Origin of the sequence: Acutalibacter sp. JLR.KK004 (assembly GCF_036941085.1) — a bacterium.
Lineage (GTDB): Bacteria > Bacillota > Clostridia > Oscillospirales > Acutalibacteraceae > Acutalibacter.
In genome coordinates this window covers 843600-860035 of record NZ_JAYMNQ010000001.1, presented here as the reverse complement: position 1 = coordinate 860035, position 16436 = coordinate 843600, and the positions used below count along the sequence as shown (strand labels likewise).

General features: G+C 53.1%; 18 protein-coding genes and 1 pseudogene. 7 read left to right on the top strand and 12 right to left on the bottom strand.

Annotated elements, in window-relative coordinates; genetic code table 11:
* Positions 1-76: 76 nt before the first annotated feature.
* The 4 genes from VSQ30_RS04935 to VSQ30_RS04920 form a co-directional block, all read right to left on the bottom strand.
* Positions 77-466 (bottom strand): hypothetical protein, encoded by a 390-nt coding sequence (locus VSQ30_RS04935; RefSeq protein ID WP_334462448.1) that lies wholly within the window; start codon positions 464-466, stop codon positions 77-79.
* A 194-nt stretch (positions 467-660) separates the two neighbouring features.
* On the bottom strand, positions 661-1272 hold the full coding sequence (locus VSQ30_RS04930; RefSeq protein ID WP_334464795.1) for a recombinase family protein: 612 nt from the start codon (positions 1270-1272) through the stop codon (positions 661-663).
* Positions 1273-1553: 281 nt separating this feature from the next.
* Positions 1554-1877 (bottom strand): AzlD domain-containing protein, encoded by a 324-nt coding sequence (locus VSQ30_RS04925; RefSeq protein WP_160642590.1) that lies wholly within the window; start codon positions 1875-1877, stop codon positions 1554-1556.
* The gene (locus VSQ30_RS04920) at positions 1874-2599 is read right to left on the bottom strand and encodes an AzlC family ABC transporter permease (protein WP_334462446.1); all 726 of its coding nucleotides are present in this window, start codon (positions 2597-2599) and stop codon (positions 1874-1876) included. The genes VSQ30_RS04925 and VSQ30_RS04920 overlap by 4 nt, the downstream gene beginning before the upstream one ends.
* Positions 2600-2974: 375 nt before the next feature.
* On the opposite strand from VSQ30_RS04920, the gene VSQ30_RS04915 reads away from it, so the two are divergent.
* The gene (locus VSQ30_RS04915) at positions 2975-3532 is read left to right on the top strand and encodes a DUF4854 domain-containing protein (RefSeq protein WP_334462445.1); all 558 of its coding nucleotides are present in this window, start codon (positions 2975-2977) and stop codon (positions 3530-3532) included.
* Positions 3533-3657: 125 nt separating this feature from the next.
* Here VSQ30_RS04915 and gpmI read toward each other — a convergent pair whose 3' ends face one another.
* The 7 genes from gpmI to glpK form a co-directional block, all read right to left on the bottom strand.
* Positions 3658-5169 (bottom strand): 2,3-bisphosphoglycerate-independent phosphoglycerate mutase, encoded by a 1512-nt coding sequence (gene gpmI, locus VSQ30_RS04910; protein ID WP_334462443.1) that lies wholly within the window; start codon positions 5167-5169, stop codon positions 3658-3660.
* Between the two features lie 25 nt (positions 5170-5194).
* On the bottom strand, positions 5195-5956 hold the full coding sequence (locus VSQ30_RS04905) for a class I SAM-dependent methyltransferase (protein ID WP_334462441.1): 762 nt from the start codon (positions 5954-5956) through the stop codon (positions 5195-5197).
* A 278-nt stretch (positions 5957-6234) separates the two neighbouring features.
* Positions 6235-7005 (bottom strand): triose-phosphate isomerase, encoded by a 771-nt coding sequence (tpiA, locus tag VSQ30_RS04900; RefSeq protein ID WP_334462439.1) that lies wholly within the window; start codon positions 7003-7005, stop codon positions 6235-6237.
* Between the two features lie 5 nt (positions 7006-7010).
* The gene (locus VSQ30_RS04895; RefSeq protein WP_160643118.1) at positions 7011-7157 is read right to left on the bottom strand and encodes a hypothetical protein; all 147 of its coding nucleotides are present in this window, start codon (positions 7155-7157) and stop codon (positions 7011-7013) included.
* Positions 7158-7227: 70 nt separating this feature from the next.
* Entirely contained in the window at positions 7228-8526 is a 1299-nt protein-coding gene (locus VSQ30_RS04890; RefSeq protein WP_160643117.1) for a phosphoglycerate kinase, read from the bottom strand.
* A 177-nt stretch (positions 8527-8703) separates the two neighbouring features.
* Complete coding sequence (locus tag VSQ30_RS04885; RefSeq protein WP_334462434.1) at positions 8704-9732, bottom strand: CCA tRNA nucleotidyltransferase; 1029 nt, start codon at positions 9730-9732, stop codon at positions 8704-8706.
* 10 nt (positions 9733-9742) lie between these two features.
* The gene (glpK, locus tag VSQ30_RS04880; protein ID WP_334462432.1) at positions 9743-11245 is read right to left on the bottom strand and encodes a glycerol kinase GlpK; all 1503 of its coding nucleotides are present in this window, start codon (positions 11243-11245) and stop codon (positions 9743-9745) included.
* A gap of 264 nt (positions 11246-11509) precedes the next feature.
* Between glpK and VSQ30_RS04875 the strand changes: the two are divergent.
* The 6 genes and pseudogenes from VSQ30_RS04875 to VSQ30_RS04850 form a co-directional block, all read left to right on the top strand.
* Positions 11510-11635, top strand: a pseudogene (locus tag VSQ30_RS04875) (helix-turn-helix domain-containing protein); the annotation flags it as partial.
* Between the two features lie 207 nt (positions 11636-11842).
* On the top strand, positions 11843-12067 hold the full coding sequence (locus tag VSQ30_RS04870; RefSeq protein ID WP_120485509.1) for a helix-turn-helix domain-containing protein: 225 nt from the start codon (positions 11843-11845) through the stop codon (positions 12065-12067).
* Positions 12060-13517 carry a type I restriction-modification system subunit M gene (locus VSQ30_RS04865; RefSeq protein ID WP_334462428.1) on the top strand — a complete coding sequence of 486 codons (1458 nt, stop codon included), beginning with the start codon at positions 12060-12062 and terminating at the stop codon, positions 13515-13517. Before VSQ30_RS04870 ends, VSQ30_RS04865 begins: the two co-directional genes overlap by 8 nt.
* Positions 13490-13936: a type I restriction endonuclease subunit R, EcoR124 family gene (locus tag VSQ30_RS04860; protein WP_334462425.1), complete on the top strand. Its 447-nt coding sequence runs from the start codon at positions 13490-13492 to the stop codon at positions 13934-13936. The genes VSQ30_RS04865 and VSQ30_RS04860 overlap by 28 nt, the downstream gene beginning before the upstream one ends.
* 12 nt (positions 13937-13948) lie before the next feature.
* Positions 13949-14662, top strand: coding sequence for a DUF3800 domain-containing protein (locus VSQ30_RS04855; RefSeq protein WP_334462423.1), 714 nt, complete (start codon positions 13949-13951; stop codon positions 14660-14662).
* Positions 14659-15174 carry a hypothetical protein gene (locus VSQ30_RS04850; protein WP_334462421.1) on the top strand — a complete coding sequence of 172 codons (516 nt, stop codon included), beginning with the start codon at positions 14659-14661 and terminating at the stop codon, positions 15172-15174. The genes VSQ30_RS04855 and VSQ30_RS04850 overlap by 4 nt, the downstream gene beginning before the upstream one ends.
* Before the next feature lie 163 nt (positions 15175-15337).
* Here VSQ30_RS04850 and VSQ30_RS04845 read toward each other — a convergent pair whose 3' ends face one another.
* A complete protein-coding gene (locus VSQ30_RS04845; RefSeq protein WP_120485523.1) occupies positions 15338-16381 on the bottom strand; it encodes a DUF6076 domain-containing protein in 1044 nt (347 codons plus the stop codon).
* Between the last annotated feature and the right edge of the window lie 55 nt (positions 16382-16436).

Below are 16436 nucleotides of genomic sequence, written 5' to 3'. Positions count from 1 at the left end.
TTTTTATAGCAATACCGCGCAAAGGCCGTTAGCGAGACGTGCGCTAAGCCTTTTGGCGTGACTTATTCGAGGCCCCTTAAGACTTGTTTGCGCTTTCCACCCGCTGCACCGCCCCATAGAAGGTGCTTTTGGGCAATCCACAGTGCTTGGCAGCGTCCTGCAAATTCATCTCATGGCTGCGCCACAGCAGCCGCGCCTCCTCAAAATTATCCGGCAGGGGCCGCAGCTTCCTGCCAAAGCTGACGCCCTTGGCCTTCGCCTTGGCAATGCCCTCGGCCTGACGCGCTTTGCGTTCTTCACGCATGCTCTGTCTGGTGGCGCACAAAAACAATTGCGAAACAAAAGCGCTCAGCAGTTCCTGATGGTGCCCTGGATCCTGATCGATGATGTGCGCGACAACGCTCTCTGCCAACTCGGACAGGCAGTCTCGCAATTCCTGGTCATTTTCCGGCAAAAAATTTGTCAAAGCACGTCACCTCCGCTTCATCCGTCCGGATTTGTGTGGAACTCCGGACATTGGAAAACGCCCGAAAACGGGCTTATTTTTTCGGGAATTGAACCGATATCCTAGGTGTAAGGCACAAAAAAGAGCATAAAAAACGGTGTCCGGAGTTCCACACAATTCCGGACACCGTTTTTTATACACTTTATACAATCCATTTATTCCTTCACCTCATTAAGCCGGGCTGCCGCGTCGTAAAATGTAGACTTTGGTATGCCGCAGCACTCCGCAGCCTCCCGCAGGCTGATTTTTTTCTCCCTCCACGCCTGGCATAATTCTGGAAAGCTGTCCGGCATGGCCCGCGGCTCCGGGCCAAAATGCACCCCCCGCCGCTTTGCCGCCGCAATGCCCTCTGCCTGCCGCTGCCGTATATTTTCCCTCTCGCTCTCCGCCACGAAAGAGAGGATTTGCAGCACCAGGTCGGCAATAAACGTGCCCATCAGATCTTTAGCGGTGCGGGTGTCCAAAAGCGGCATGTCTATTACGCAGATATCCACGCCCATTTCCTTTGTCAAAACGCGCCACTGCTCCTGGACTTCTTTATAGTTGCGGCCCAGGCGGTCAATGCTTTTTATGTACAGCAGGTCGCCTGATCGCAGCCTTTTGACCAACTTTTTGTACTGGGGGCGCTCGAAATCCTTGCCAGACTGCTTGTCCATATAAATGTTTTTCTCTGCTACGCATTTTCCCTCCACCAGGGCAATACGCTGCCTGTCCTCATTTTGCTCCGTGCTGGAAACCCGCACATAACCGTATGTTTTCAAACTGATCCGCTCCTTCCATGTAATGACATTTTACATCACGGGAAAAGGGCAGTCTAATCCACGTAAATAACTCTGGCAGCGCGCCAATAAAACTCTGAAGAAGCTGGCCGCTATCGCCTATACAGAAGAAAATATTCCGTATCTACTGGACAAAGCCTGCGGAAACGCCTATATCCTTCATCACGCAGCCCTGCGGATGAAAGAGGAAGGCCTGCTTGGTTCAAAGCTTCGCATGAAAACACGGGGCATGCGAAGCGCCCCCGCCTGTCCGGCGGGGGCGCTGTATTTTACCCGATTCCTCCCCCTGGCACCAGAAACAGCTCGGCCGCCAGCACCACCAGGCAGCAGGCCATTGCCACCTTGAACAGGCTTGCGCCCCGCCAGGCCAGGAATACCCCGGCCAGCAGGGCCAGCAGCCCGGCTATAGGGCTTTGGGTGGCCTCCATGATGGCGGGGAAGGTCATAACCGCCAGGGTGGTATAAGGGACGTAATAGAGGAAGGAGCGCAGGGTGCGGTTCTTTATCTCCCGCCGGATGAGCACCAGGGGCGTGGCCCGGATGATATAAGAGACGCCGGCGGAAACCAGAATGTACAGCCAGATGTTTTTCATGCCTGCCCCTCCCCTCTCTCCTCATCCTGCACAGGGAACAGCACTGCCGCGCCCAGGGAGAGCACCACTGTCAGCAGGATGGTTTTTATTCCCGGGGAAATGCCTGCCAGCAGGGGCCAGTTTGCAAGGGCAAAGCTGGCGGCAAAACTGAGAAGCACCAGCCCCAGCACCACCTTATCTTTTTTCCAGGGAGGCACAATAATTGCCAGGAACATGCCGTAAAGCCCTACGCTTAAAGCGCTCATCAGCCGCAGGGGCAGCACATTCCCCACTGCCACGCCTAAAAAGGTGCCCAGCCCCCAGCCGGGAATGGAGACAGCCATGGCGCCGTATGTATACCAAGGATTCAGCCTGCCGGGATAGGCGATAGAGATGCCAAAAATTTCATCTGTCACGTCAAAGGCTACCAGCATCCGGTGGGCCAGCGAGGTTTCCGGCGGGAGCTTCTGGCTTAGAGAACAGCTCATCAGCAGATACCGGGCGTTTGCCACCAGGGTCATCACGGCTACCTCCCAGTAGCCCGCCCCAGCGGCTGCCAGGGAAAACACAGCGTATTCCCCGGCGGAAGCGTTATTGGTCAGGCTTTCCACCATGGCCTGCAGGGCGGAAAACCCGGCGTTTTTTGCGGCGATGCCCAGGGTGAAAGCTACGGCAAAATACCCCAGGGCAATAGGCATTCCATCCCGTATGCCGCGGCGGAAGCACTGGCGGTTTGTTTCCACAAAAATCCCCCTTCTACTTGCACAGTTCAGCAGCATGTACCATCTTACCCCCTTTCGGGGAAATGTGTCAAGTGTTTTGTGGCTTTGGACGCGCACGAGTTGGGGGGTTATGCTTTTAGTGGTTCAAAGGTTTTGGAGCCTGGCTTTTGACAGACAAAAAAGCCTGTGGCGGGTTACAACCTTGTAAGAATCAGCAAAAAATCATGCAAACAATTACAATATTTTCCTTTATTTCTTTGTTTCTTTGGCGAAGGATACAAAGCGTATCTTCCCTTCTTGACAAGTGCAATTTTATCTTCTATACTTGTATGTGGTTTTACAGGGGCCTGCGCCCTTTGCAAATACCAGTACAAAATGCAGAAAGGTGATATTGCAATGAAAAAGAATCTTTTCCGTCTGATGGCCTGTGTTGTGGCCTTCGCCATGGTGCTGTCCCTGGCTGCTTGCAGCGGCGACAGCAAGTCCTCATCTTCCTCTAAATCAGAGTCCAGCGCTGCTTCTTCTGAGGTTGCCAGCAGCAAGGCTGCTGAGAGCAGCGAAGCCTCTTCCGAGGCTTCCAGCGAGGCTTCTAGCGAGGCCGCCACTGGTGTGCGCACTGAGAAGTATGCCAGCGTAGAGGAGTTCCTGGCTGACCCCGCTGTTAAGGATCAGCTTGAAACCATGATGTCTTCTCTGGGCGACGGCATGGATATTACACTTACCGGCGAAGGCGACAAGCTGATTTACACCTTCACCTTTAGCGAGGAAGTGGACATTGAAGCCACCAAGGCCGCTATGGAAGAGCAGATGAACAGCGACACCTTTGCCACCACTTTCAAGGGCATTGCCGGCACTCTGCCTGACGCCATTGATGTGACTAACCCCTCTGTGGTTGTTACCTATAACGCTGTTGACGGCACTGAAATCTATTCCCAGGAGTATTTCCCGGAATAAGGAAAAAGCAAAGCATATAAAACAGACCGGCGGGCGCTTTGCCTGCCGGTTCTTTTTTATATACGTATCCCCCTCTGGTCAAAACCAGAGGGGGATTTCATACAGGGCATCTGTTTGGGATCAGCTTACTGGATAATGCTCTCCCCGGTCATTTCAGCGGGCTGGGGCAGGCCCAGGATTTTCAGCATGGTGGGGGCGATATCTGCCAGCCGCCCTCCTGCCCGCAGGGTGCAGGGATGGTTGATGACGCAGAAGGGGACAGGATTGGTGGTGTGGGCGGTAAAGGGAGAGCCGTCGTTTTCCACCATCTTGTCCGCGTTGCCATGGTCGGCGGTGAGCAGCACGCAGCCGCCCATCTCCTTCACAGCCTCCACAACCCGGCCCACGCAGGCGTCCACAGCCTCTACAGCCTTTACAGCGGCCTCGAACACGCCAGTGTGGCCTACCATGTCACAGTTGGCGTAATTGAGGATGAGGGCGTCATATTTGCCGGACTTCACAGCTTCCACCATCTTGTCCGTAACCTCATAGGCGCTCATCTCCGGCTGTAAATCATAGGTGGCAACAGAGGGGGACTTCACCAGGATGCGATCCTCGCCGGGATACTGCTTTTCCACGCCGCCGTTAAAGAAGAAGGTGACATGGGCATATTTTTCTGTTTCCGCAATGCGGAGCTGGGTCATGCCCTTCTGGGAGATGTACTCGCCAAAGGTGTTCTCCAGAGATTCGGGCTTGTAGGCCACGTCCACGTTGGGCATGGTGGCGTCATACTGGGTCATGCACACGAAGTTTAGAGGGAAGAAGCCATTCTTCCGCTCAAAGCCGGAGAAGTCCGGATCTACCAGGGTGCGGGTGATTTCCCGGGCGCGGTCAGGCCGGAAGTTGTAGAAAATGACAGAATCGCCAGCTGCAACAGGCTCTGCGCCTTCGCAGACGGTGGGGATTACAAACTCGTCCGTCACTTCCTTGTCATAGGAATTCTGCACAGCGCACACAGGGCACTCTGCCTTTTCGCCCTCGCCATAAACCATGGCGGCATAGGCCTTCTCCACCCGCTCCCAGCGGTTATCCCGATCCATGGCATAATACCGACCCATAACAGTGGCCACCTTGCCCACGCCGATTTCCTCCAGCTTTTTCAAAAGCTGTGCCACATAGTCCTTGCCGCTGCTGGGGGGCACGTCCCGACCGTCCAGGAAACAGTGGACGAACACCTTCTCAAGGCCCATGCGCTTTGCCATTTCCAAAAGGGCGTACAGGTGGGTGTTGTGGCTGTGTACGCCGCCGTCAGACAGCAGGCCCATGAAATGCAGTGCCTTGCCGTTTGCCTTGGCAGACTCCATAGCCTTCACCAGGGCAGGATTTTTGTCCATCTCCCCGTCCTGGGCGGACTTGGTGATGCGGGTCAGCTCCTGGTACACAATGCGGCCGGCGCCGATGTTGGTGTGGCCCACTTCAGAATTGCCCATCTGGCCGTCGGGCAGGCCCACGTCCATACCGGAAGCCCCGATTTTCGTTACGGGGTTTTCCTTCAAAATCTTGTCTAACTGAGGGGTATTGGCGGCCACAATGGCGTTGCCCTCTTTCTCAGCAATGCCAAAGCCGTCTAAAATCATCAGAACGAGAGGTTTTTTCAAATGGTACGACCACCTTTCTACATATTCAAAGCTTTTGCGCCACCAGCAAATAGCGATGGATGGTTCCTTCCACGCAGCCCTGGCGCTCCAAAATCTCCTGTGCCTCCATCAGCCGGGGCAGGCAGGAATCCACAGAAAAGCCGGGAAATTCCCAGGGGATCACCTGGGCGAACCACACCAGCGCCCCTACATCATAAAAGCGGATGGGCCGGAAAGCCTCCTCCCCCTGCAGGATGGCAAAGCCCGCGCCTGCAAAACGCCTGGCCTGCTCCTCCAGATTCAGCCCTGGAAAGGGCCTAGGCGTACCGGGCAGCAGCAGTTCTACCAAAGCCCGGTCGTTGTCCTCCCCCACCTGCTGGGTGATGAAAAGGCCGCCTGGCTTTAAAATACGGTGCAGCTCTATGGGGTCAAAGGCTCCATGGCGGTTTGTCACCACATCAAAGGCGCTGTCCCCAAAGGGCAGGGCGGCAGAATCAGCCGCCTCCCGGAAATCTATCCCCAGGGGCTTGAGGGTTTCCCCACACAGCTTCACGTTAGGCGGATACCCTTCTGTGGCGCTGGTCAGGGAATACGGGTGCCCCAGGGAGAGCAGGAACTCCCCGCCGCCTGTATCTATGTCCAGCAGGCGGTGCTCCGGCCTCAAGCGCTCTCCTATGACTGCCCTGAAATCCCAGGGCAGATCGTCCTCTTCTTCGTAACGTCCATAGATGTGGGAAAAATCCCAGCCCACCATGCGGGCTGCTTCTTCCTCGGCCTTCCAGGCCTTATATAGCTGTTCGTTCAACATATCTGCTCCTTTTCATTTAGTATACCCAAATGCCGGTGCAGAAAGCCTGACAGCATGGCTCCCGGTGCAGCTTTCAGGCTAATCCCGCACCGGGCCGTTACCTCGAACGAATGCCATAAAGGCCCACCTTCCTTCCAAATAGAGAAGCCAAGCAGGCCCGCTGTTCCCTAAGAACAGCGGGGCCTGGTGATTTGTTTTTGGATCAACCCTTTTTCCAAAAAGGGTTGCAGGAGTCCAGGGGACAGCGTCCCCTGGCAGGGTTTGGGGCAGCGCCCCAATCAGCCCTTGGTTGCCGCCTCCACAATAGCTGCGAAGTCGGCAGGCTTCAGGGAAGCGCCCCCAATAAGGCCGCCGTCCACGTCGGGCTGGGCCAGCAGCTCGGCTGCATTTGCGGCGTTCATGGAGCCGCCGTACTGGATGGTGATGCCGTCGCCTGCGGCGCAGTCGTACAGTTCCTTAATCGTTTCACGGATAACAGCGCACACCTCGTTTGCCTGCTCGGCTGTGGCGGTTTTGCCGGTGCCGATGGCCCACACAGGCTCATAGGCGATGATGATGCGCTTTAATTCCTCCTTGGTCACGCCGCCTAAAGCAATCTTGGTCTGCATGGCAACCAGCTCGCTGGTGATGCCCTGCTCCCGCTGCTCCAGGGTTTCGCCTACGCAGAGGATAACGGTAAGCCCGGCGTCCAGGGCAGCGCGGGTGCGGTCGTGTACGGTTACGTCGGTTTCGCCGAAATACTGGCGGCGCTCGCTGTGACCGATGATGACGATGTTCACGCCCATGGAGCTGAGCATGTCAGCGGCAATTTCCCCGGTGAAAGCGCCGGACTTGGCCCAGTGGCAGTTCTCCGCGCCAATCTGGATGTTGGTGCCCTTGGCGGCTTCCTGGGCAGCCCACAGATCTACATAGGGCGTGCAGGCAACCACGTCGCAGCCAGCGTCCTTTACCAGGGGGGCAATGGCGGCAATCAGCTCTCTGGCCTCCTCAGGGGTCTTGTTCATCTTCCAGTTTCCGGCGATAACGGCCTTGCGTACAGCTTTATTCATAAAAATCAGTCCTCCAAAGTTTTTTGCAGATCGCCTTTCAGATCTTCAATAAGCTTCTGTTTTTTTTCCATATCTTCTTCTGCGTGGATGTCATTTAAGTCGCGGATGATCATGCGCAGAAACGCGCAGAATTGTTTATCTGCTCGTCCCATGGGAGATGCTCCTTTTCATGGCAAGTCTGAAAAGAGGGCGGAGAAACCCCCGCCCTCCCGTATCAGGCAATTATTTCTCGTTGAGGCAGGCAATGCCGGGCAGCTCCAGGCCCTCCAGGAACTCCAGGGAAGCGCCGCCGCCAGTGGAGATGTGGGTCATCTTGTCGGCAAAGCCCAGCTTCTCTACAGCAGCCGCGGAGTCGCCGCCGCCGATGATGGAGATAGCGCCGCTTTCTGCCACAGCCTTGGCCACGCTGATAGTGCCGGCGGCAAAGTTCTCCCACTCAGAAACGCCCATGGGGCCGTTCCACACCACAGTGCCCGCGTTCTTCACGGCGTCAGCGAACATCTCGGCAGTCTTGGGGCCGATATCCAGGCCCATCCAGCCTTCGGGAATCTTGGTGGATTCCACTACCTGGCTCTCGGTGTTGGGATCGAACTCCTTGCCCACCTTGGTGTCAACGGGCAGCAGGAACTTCACGCCGTTCTTCTCTGCGTTTGCCATGGTTTCCTTGGCAAGCTCCAGCTTATCCTCCTCGCAGATGGAGGTGCCGATGGAATGGCCCTGGGACTTTAAGAAGGTATAGGCCATGCCGCCGCCGATAATCAGGGTGTCCACCTTGCTGATGAGGTTGTCGATAACGCCGATTTTGTCGGAAACCTTAGCGCCGCCCAGGATAGCCACGAAGGGGCGCTTAGGCTCGGTGAGGGCGCCGCCCATAACGGTGATTTCCTTCTGGATCAGGTAGCCGCACACAGCGGGCAGATAGTGGGAAACGCCTTCTGTGGAGGCGTGGGCCCGGTGGGCGGTGCCAAAAGCGTCGTTTACATAAATTTCAGCCAGGGAAGCCAGAGCCTTGGCGAAATCGGGATCGTTCTTTGTCTCCTCAGCGTGGAAGCGGATGTTCTCCAGAATCATCACGTCCCCGTCCTTCAGGGCAGCGGCCTTTGCCTGGGCGTCGGGGCCGATGCAGTCGGAAGCCATCACAACTTCCTTGCCCAGCAGCTTGCCCAGTTCTGCCGCAACAGGAGCCAGGGAGAACTTCTTCACGTCGCCCTTCGCGGCTTCCAGAGCCTTGGCGGTGGCCTCAGCCTGCTCTGCCTCGGGCATGGCGTCGATCTTTTTCTTCTCCTTCTTGTCCAGCTTCACAGTCTCATTGAAGATGTTGTGGGGGCGGCCCATGTGGGAGCAGAGGATAACCTTTGCGCCATGATCGGAAAGATACTTCACAGTGGGCAGGGCGCCGACAATACGCTTGGTGTCGGTTATAGCGCCGTCCTTCATGGGAACGTTAAAGTCGCAGCGCACCAGCACCTTCTTGCCGCTAACGTCAATGTCCTCCACAGTCTTCTTGTTGAGATAGTTCATGTCCATGCACTCCTTTATTTTGATAATAAAATTGTGAAAGATTGCACAAATTTCCATCTAAAATTATAGTACAGACCGGCCTGCATTTCAAGACAAAATTTAGGAAAACCGCCACATTTTTGCATATTTTTTTCAGGGGGCACGATATGTAGCCCCCGGCAATGATCAGATGCTTTGTCATACCTGTCCTCCGCGCGCCAAAAGCTTCCGGGCCAAATCCAGCAGGGAGCCTTTTTCGTTGGGGGCCTCCCCTGCCCGCACCTGGCCCAGCAAGGTGTGCAGCGCCCTGCCCAGGAAAGGCCCGGGCTGAAAGCCCAGCTCCAGCAAGTCCCGGCCCTGCACTGCCAACTGGCTTATGGGCAGGGGATTCCCGGCCCATATCTGCATGATTTCCTTCTGTGTGCGGTTTGGAAACCGCAGCCGCCGCAGCAGGCCTTCCGCCTGGGCCGCCGGAAGGCCATGAAGCAGCGCCGCCCATCCGGCAGCGCCGCCTTCAGAGGGCAGCTTTACGTCCCCACAGGATATTTCCGGGAAAAGGACGCGGAAAACCTCTGCATATTCGTGCAGGATTTTTTCCGCCCATGTCCCTGCCAGCAGCTTGTCCATCTCAGCCTGCACCCGCTCGCCGGAAATGCCCTCCAGCAGGCGGGCCAAGGCCAGCAGGGCCTTTTCCGTATTTTCCTCTATGGCAAAGCCCAGCACAGCCCCAAAGCGCAGGCAGCGCAGGATGCGCAGGGCGTCCTCCTGGAAGCGCCGTTCCGGCTCCCCCACGCAGCGGAGAAGCCCCCTCTGCAAATCCGCCTGACCCCCAAAGCAGTCCCGCAGGCCCCTTTGGGGATGCCAGGCCATAGCGTTTATGGTGAAATCCCGCCGGAGCAGATCCTCCTCCAGGCAGGAGGTGAATTCCACCTTGTCCGGGCGGCGGCGGTCGGAATAAGCCCCTTCCCGGCGGAAGGTGGTGATTTCCACAGGCCCCCCGGAGGTGATGGCTGTGACAGTGCCATGCCTGAGGCCTGTTTCCGCCTGGGAAAACGCCGCCAGGGCCTTCTTCGTCTGTTCCGGCCGGGCAGAGGTGCATACGTCCCAGTCGGCAGGGGCGCGGCCCAAAAGAGCGTCCCGCACGCAGCCCCCCACGCACCAGGCCTCAAACCCGGCGGCCTCCAGCTTTTCCAGCACCTCTCCCGCATAGGGCGGCAGGCTGAACATCACGCCCCGCCTATTGCTGCCCGGCCCAGCCCATGCTGCGCTTGACGGCCTCGTGCCAGCGGGCAATGTCCTGCTCCCGGCGGCGGGACTCCATTTCCGGGGTAAACACCGCGTTCTCCCGCCAGATGCCGGCAAGCTCCTGCATACTGTCCCACACCCCTACCGTCAGGCCCGCCATCATGGCGCTGCCCAGGGCAGTGGTTTCCAGGCAGTGGGGCCTGCGCACCTTCACCCCCAGGATGTCGGACTGGTACTGCATTAAAAACCGGCTGCGGGAAGCGCCGCCGTCCACCCGCAGCTCTGCCATGCTCACCCCGGACTCCTTCTCCATGGTGCGCACCAGGTCGCAGCTTTCCAGGGCAATGCTCTCCAAAACCGCCCGGCACAGGTGGGCGCGCTTGGTGCCCCGGGTCACCCCCAGCAAAGCGCCCCGGGCATACATATCCCAATAGGGGGCGCCAAGGCCTGTAAAGGCCGGCACAAAGGCCACGCCTCCCGCGTCCTCCACGCTTTCGGCAAGGGCGTCGGCCTCCTGGGGGGTTTTGATAAGCTCCAGCTCGTCCCGCAGCCACTGGATGGCAGAGCCTGCGTTAAAAGCGCTGCCCTCCAGGGCATAGCACACCTTCCCCCCCACCTTCCAGGCAATGGTGGTGATAAGGCCGTTTTTAGACTTTACAGGGCGGTCGCCTGTGTTCATCAGCACAAAGCAGCCTGTGCCATAAGTGTTTTTGGCCATGCCCTTCTGGAAGCAGCACTGGCCGAACAGGGCGGCGTGCTGGTCCCCCGCAATGCCCGCAATGGGGATCTCCTCCCCCAAAAGATCCGGGCTGCACATGCCCACAATCTCCCCGGACTCGCACACCCTTGGCAGGGCGCTGCGGGGAATGCCCAGTTCTTCCAGCATGGTTTCGTCCCAGCACAGGCGGCGGATGTCAAAGAGCATGGTGCGGGAGGCGTTTGTCACATCGGTGACAAAGGTTTTCCCCTCTGTCAGGGAGAACACCAGCCAGGTGTCAATGGTGCCAAAGCGCAGGCGGTCTTTTTTGGCAAGCTCCCGGGCGGCAGGCACATGGTCTAAAATCCACTTCATCTTTGTGCCGGAAAAATAGGGGTCGATGAGAAGCCCTGTGGCGTCCCGGATATAGTCCTCCATGCCCCCGGCCTTTAAGCGCTCGCACTCCGGGGCTGTGCGGCGGCACTGCCATACAATGGCGTTGCACACCGGGATGCCTGTCACCGCGTCCCAGGCCACAGTGGTTTCCCGCTGGTTTGTGACGCTGATGGCGGCGATGTCCGCCGCCGTCACCCCGGCCTGGGCCACAGCCTGGCGCATGGCAAAGAGGGTGGTGTTGAGGATTTGCACAGCGTCGTGCTCCACGAACCCGGGCTGGGGGTAAATCTGGGGGAACTCCTGCTGGCCCATGCCCGCAATGCCGCCGAAGGCATCGAACAATACGGCCCGGGAGCTGGTGGTGCCCTGGTCTAACGAAAGGATGTACTTGCCAATCAACATAGAATCACCTTATTCCTCATCTGTCTTTTTGTGGCTTTCCCACGGAAATATAGGGCTGTCCGGTAAGTTTATGGACATTATAGCATACCAGCAGGCTTTGCGCAAGACAGGGAAAGGGGAAAGAGCCGGCCTGAAAGAGGCAGGAAGGCCTTGCTTTTTCACTCTACGGAGCGTAGAATGGAGGGAGTTTTGGCATATTCTACGGTTCGTGTGTGTGAAAGCGGCGGAAAACAGGCTACAATAGGGCCAGAAAGGAGGCAGGGCATGGATCAAAACAAAACCGGCAAATTCATTGCCGGAGAACGCAAACGCAAGGCCCTCACCCAAAAGCAACTGGCGGAGATGCTGGGCATCAGCGACAAGACCATATCCAAGTGGGAGCGGGGAGTTTCCCATAGTTAAAGATACCACACCAAATATGACGAACCCACGCTTATACAGAACTGCAAAAGATATAAAGGCTTGATGTAAGTAATAACTACTGCATCAGGCTTTTTTCTTACACTATTCCGATTTAAATATCTATAACGATGAATTGAAATTTTCACATTTTCATGATATACTATCATGAGTGATTATCATGGCAAGGAGGACTATATGGCTGTAACATATAAAAAACTATTTCACTTGCTGATAGACCGGGGCATCCCGACCGCCGCATTGACGGAGAAAGCTGGATTTAGTGCTAATATTCTAACCCGACTAAGGCGTGACCAGTATGTATCTTTGGATAGTATCGAAAAGATATGTTTTGCTCTTGATTGCAAGGTGGATGATATTCTGGACTTTATTCCCGATGAAAAGGAGAAAGAAAATGGCTGATATAAGAAAAGAACAAGAGCGTGATGAACTCCATCGGGCGATATGGGCGATTGCCGATGAACTGCGTGGAAGCGTGGACGGATGGGATTTCAAGTCCTATGTGCTGGGTATGATGTTCTATCGCTATATATCTGAAAACCTAACAAATTACATCAACGAGGGCGAGATTGAAGCCGGAGAAGTGGGCTTTGATTATGCACAGTTGTCCGATGAAGATGCTGAACAGGCTCGCGAGGACTTGGTTAAAACGAAGGGATTCTTCATTCTGCCCAGCGAGCTTTTCTGCAATGTCAGAAAGAGAGCCGCAAATGACGAAAATCTGAATATGACTTTGGAAGCTGCCTTTAACCACATTGAGGAATCAGCAAAGGGCAGCGAAAGCGAAGATAATTTTGCGGGATTGTTTGATGATATTGACGTCAACAGCAACAAGCTGGGAACCACCGTTGCAAAGCGTAATGCAAACCTCGTGAAGCTGATCGAGGGCGTTGCAAACATGGGCTTGGGAAACTACAAGGATAATTCCATTGATGCCTTTGGCGATGCTTACGAATACCTTATGAGTATGTACGCATCCAACGCCGGAAAAAGCGGCGGTGAGTTCTTCACTCCCCAAGAGGTTTCCGAGCTTCTGACTCGTATGGCTGTTGCTGGGAAAACAGAGGTCAACAAGGTTTATGACCCTGCTTGTGGTTCTGGTTCTCTGCTTCTGAAAGCGGCGAAAATTCTTGGCAAAGAGAATGTCCGTCAGGGATTTTACGGTCAGGAAATCAACCTGACTACATACAACCTTTGCCGCATCAATATGTTCCTGCATGACATTGATTTTGACAAGTTTGACATTGCCCACGAAGATACTTTGTTGTCTCCGCAGCATTGGGACGATGAACCGTTTGAGGTTATTGTTTCAAATCCCCCTTACTCTATTAAGTGGGAGGGCGATGACAATCCTGTTTTGATAAATGACCCTCGTTTCTCTCCTGCCGGGGTGCTTGCACCGAAGTCAAAAGCTGACCTTGCCTTTATCATGCACTCTCTGGCATGGCTTGCCACCAACGGAACTGCGGCGATTGTCTGCTTCCCCGGCATCATGTACCGTGGCGGAGCTGAGAAGAAGATCCGCCAGTATCTGATTGACAACAACTTCATTGACTGCATCATCCAGTTGCCGAGCAACCTGTTCTTCGGTACTTCCATTGCGACCTGTATCATGGTTCTGAAGCGTAGCAAAGCGGATAACCGTACCCTGTTCATTGATGCTTCCAAGGAGTTTGTCAAGGTCACGAACAACAACCGACTGACCGAAGAAAACATAGCTCACATCGTAGACGAGTTTATTTCCCGAAACGGTACGCAACACTTTTCCCACCTTGCCAACTATGACGAGATCAAAGCACAGGACTACAAGCAATCAAATCCAGCTTGCAGCTTAGGTCTAAAAAGGAACTGATTGAAAACTTTATTGCTACTATCAACACAAATACCAATGTCAATACTGACTGGCAGCGTTTTGTCAGAGAGCAGAGAGAGACCGATATTCAGACTTTGATCACTGAAGAAAAATTGAAACCGGAAGAAACGAGAAAGTTTGTGGAGAACGCTTTCCGTGATGGCGTACTCAAAACCACCGGCACAGATGTTGATCGACTGATGCCGCCCGTTTCCCGTTTCGGAGGTGGAGGTTCTCGTGATAAGAAGAAACAGACAGTTATTGAAAAACTAAAAGGGTTCTTTGAGAAATACTTTGGACTGGTTAGCCCAGAGGTTTCAAAAGAACCGGATAAGGTTACATATCTTTATGATACAGAACCAACACTATCTATGGTGGCAGAGGAACCGGTACATTACGGAATGAAAAAAGATAATTGAGGTGGTGAAAATATGTTGTATAATGTTTACTGTGATGAGACATGTCATCTTGAATATGATAACAGTAATGTTATGGTGTTAGGAGCCGTGTGGTGTCCACAGGCGAAACTGAGAGAAATCAATGAGCGGATTCGTCAAATCAAAAAAAGAAATAATGTTTCCGAAGCAATGGAAATGAAGTGGACGAAAATCAGTCCTGCAAAAGTTGATTTGTACAAAGATTTGGTTAATTATTTCTTTGATGATGATGATTTACATTTTCGGGGTGTCATTATTCCAGACAAGACAAGACTAAATCACGAACGCTATCATCAAACACACGATACGTGGTATTATAAAATGTATTTTGATATGCTCAAAGTTATCTTTTCTCCAACTGATAACTATGATGTTTATATTGACATTAAAGATACTAACTCTGCTCGAAAAGCAAAAAAATTGAGAGAAGTATGCTGCAATTCTATGTATGACTTTTCTCAAAAAGTGATTCGGCGGTTACAACCTATACGATCTGATGAAGTTCAAATCATGCAGATAGTTGATGTTATTATAGGTGCTATCGGTTATGAAAATCGCAGATTTCCTGATGGATTTGTAAAGAGTAGTGCAAAACAAGAAGTTATTGATTTGATAAAAGAACGTTCAGGCTATACATTGCGAAAAACAACGCTTTTGCGTGAGGAAAAAATAAACCTGCTTTCGTGGGAAGCGGGAGGGACAGTATGACAAGAGATAATTGTTGGTTGCCAAAATTAGAATTTTGGGATGACTATAATAATGACTATCCTCAATATCAAGGAGCGTTATATGAGATTTTTCAGAATGACTTTATAAAATCACGTCCTACATTTGAAGGAAAGCAGGTAAATATTCGCAAGCATCCGATTGAATATGGAAAGGAAGAGGCATTTTTTCATGTAACCTGCCAAGATTATCTAAAAAGTGGAGAACGTGTGCCGGATTTTAGAAGATGCGAGAGAATCAGATGGGTTCGTGCGTTTATCGAGAATTATAATTGTGATATAACGCAATGTGAAGAATGTGAGGGAGTAAAAGTTTGGAGTGAACCGTATCGCAACACAACCAGAGTACATATGCTACTTGAAGAAGAACGCTATATGGTTGTTGTAGAGCGCCGAGATTCATATTGCTTATTAGTTACGGCTTTTTACTTCGAGCAGGATCACTCATTAAGAAAAAAACTTCAGCATTATGAACAATATAAGGCTCAAGCGTAAGTGGTAGGAAATAGTTAACAGATGTTTGCAACCCAAACTTATTGACAAATCACAGAAAATCGCATATACTGATAATAGCTCATCTGCCATGCGTAGAAGGAGTTCCTAAAGACGTCTTGCTTAGCAAGGCGTCTTTTGCTTTGTCTAAATAACTTGCTTTTAGTCAATATTCTGTCAACAACTCCACAATTACATTACTCTGCTGATACAGCCAGTCCGTAAATTCTTTCGGGCTGGCTGTTCCTGTTTTTACAGCCTTTTTTCTCTGCAATGCTTCTTTCTTAAAGTCGGAAAAGGCAGCCTGTATTTTTTCCAGACGGTCAGCCGGAAAGCCTGCGGTATTTTTTACCCGGTTTATTTTGTTGCGCCAGTTCTGGCATTCATTTTTATAAAGCAGGTCATAGTTATTTTCTCTTGCCCTCTCGTCAAATTCCCGCTTGTTTTGAAGCGCCTGTGCTTTTCGGCACTTGTCGCTGCACAGCTCATACCGCTGGCTCTTTGCCAGAAAATATTTCCCGCAGACCTTGCACTGCCGGAAGCAAAGCCCCCAGTCATTCAGCCGGTTCAGATAATAGGTAATCAACGGGTAGAGGGACGCATAGGCAGACACACATTCTTCTGTGCGCCGGTTGTCCGGGAACCAGAGGTCAAGCCGGGTATCTTCTGACGGTGCGCCTTTGAAATAAAGGCTGCCAGCTTGAAAATGTTTCGGTTTTCCTGTCTCCATGTCAAAGCTCATGGCTTCGTTATGGAATACCCCGGTCAGGCTGCTCATTTTATCCATGAAGCGGTCACAGGCAGCGTTACGGTCACGGGGTTCTCTGGCAAGCAGATAGCTGTTCCAAATACGGAACGCCACATACATTTTCAGCGGGTCATTGCTAAGATATTTTCCCCAGAGAAATTCGCTTGCCGCCTGCTCCAGCTCCGGCTGTTTCCATCGGTTGGAGTGGAGGGCTTGCCGCAGCGGAGAAAGCCCGTATAAGTTCCAGTCCCTGTCCGTGTCACGCTCAAAGTTTATCAAAAAAGTTCCCAGCGGGCGTGTCATATCACAAAGTACCTCTGCGTTTTGGCTCCTGTTCAGCCGGAAGCGGATCTGCTGTTCTTCCCCAATCAAAATCCGCTCTTTCATTTTCTTCCTGTCCAGCGTCAGGACAAACAAAATCCTCTCAAAACATGGCTCATGCCGTATAAACTGATTCTCCATCCCTATCCCCTGCCTTTGTTTATGGTAATTATATAATTTAGTTATATCCATTACA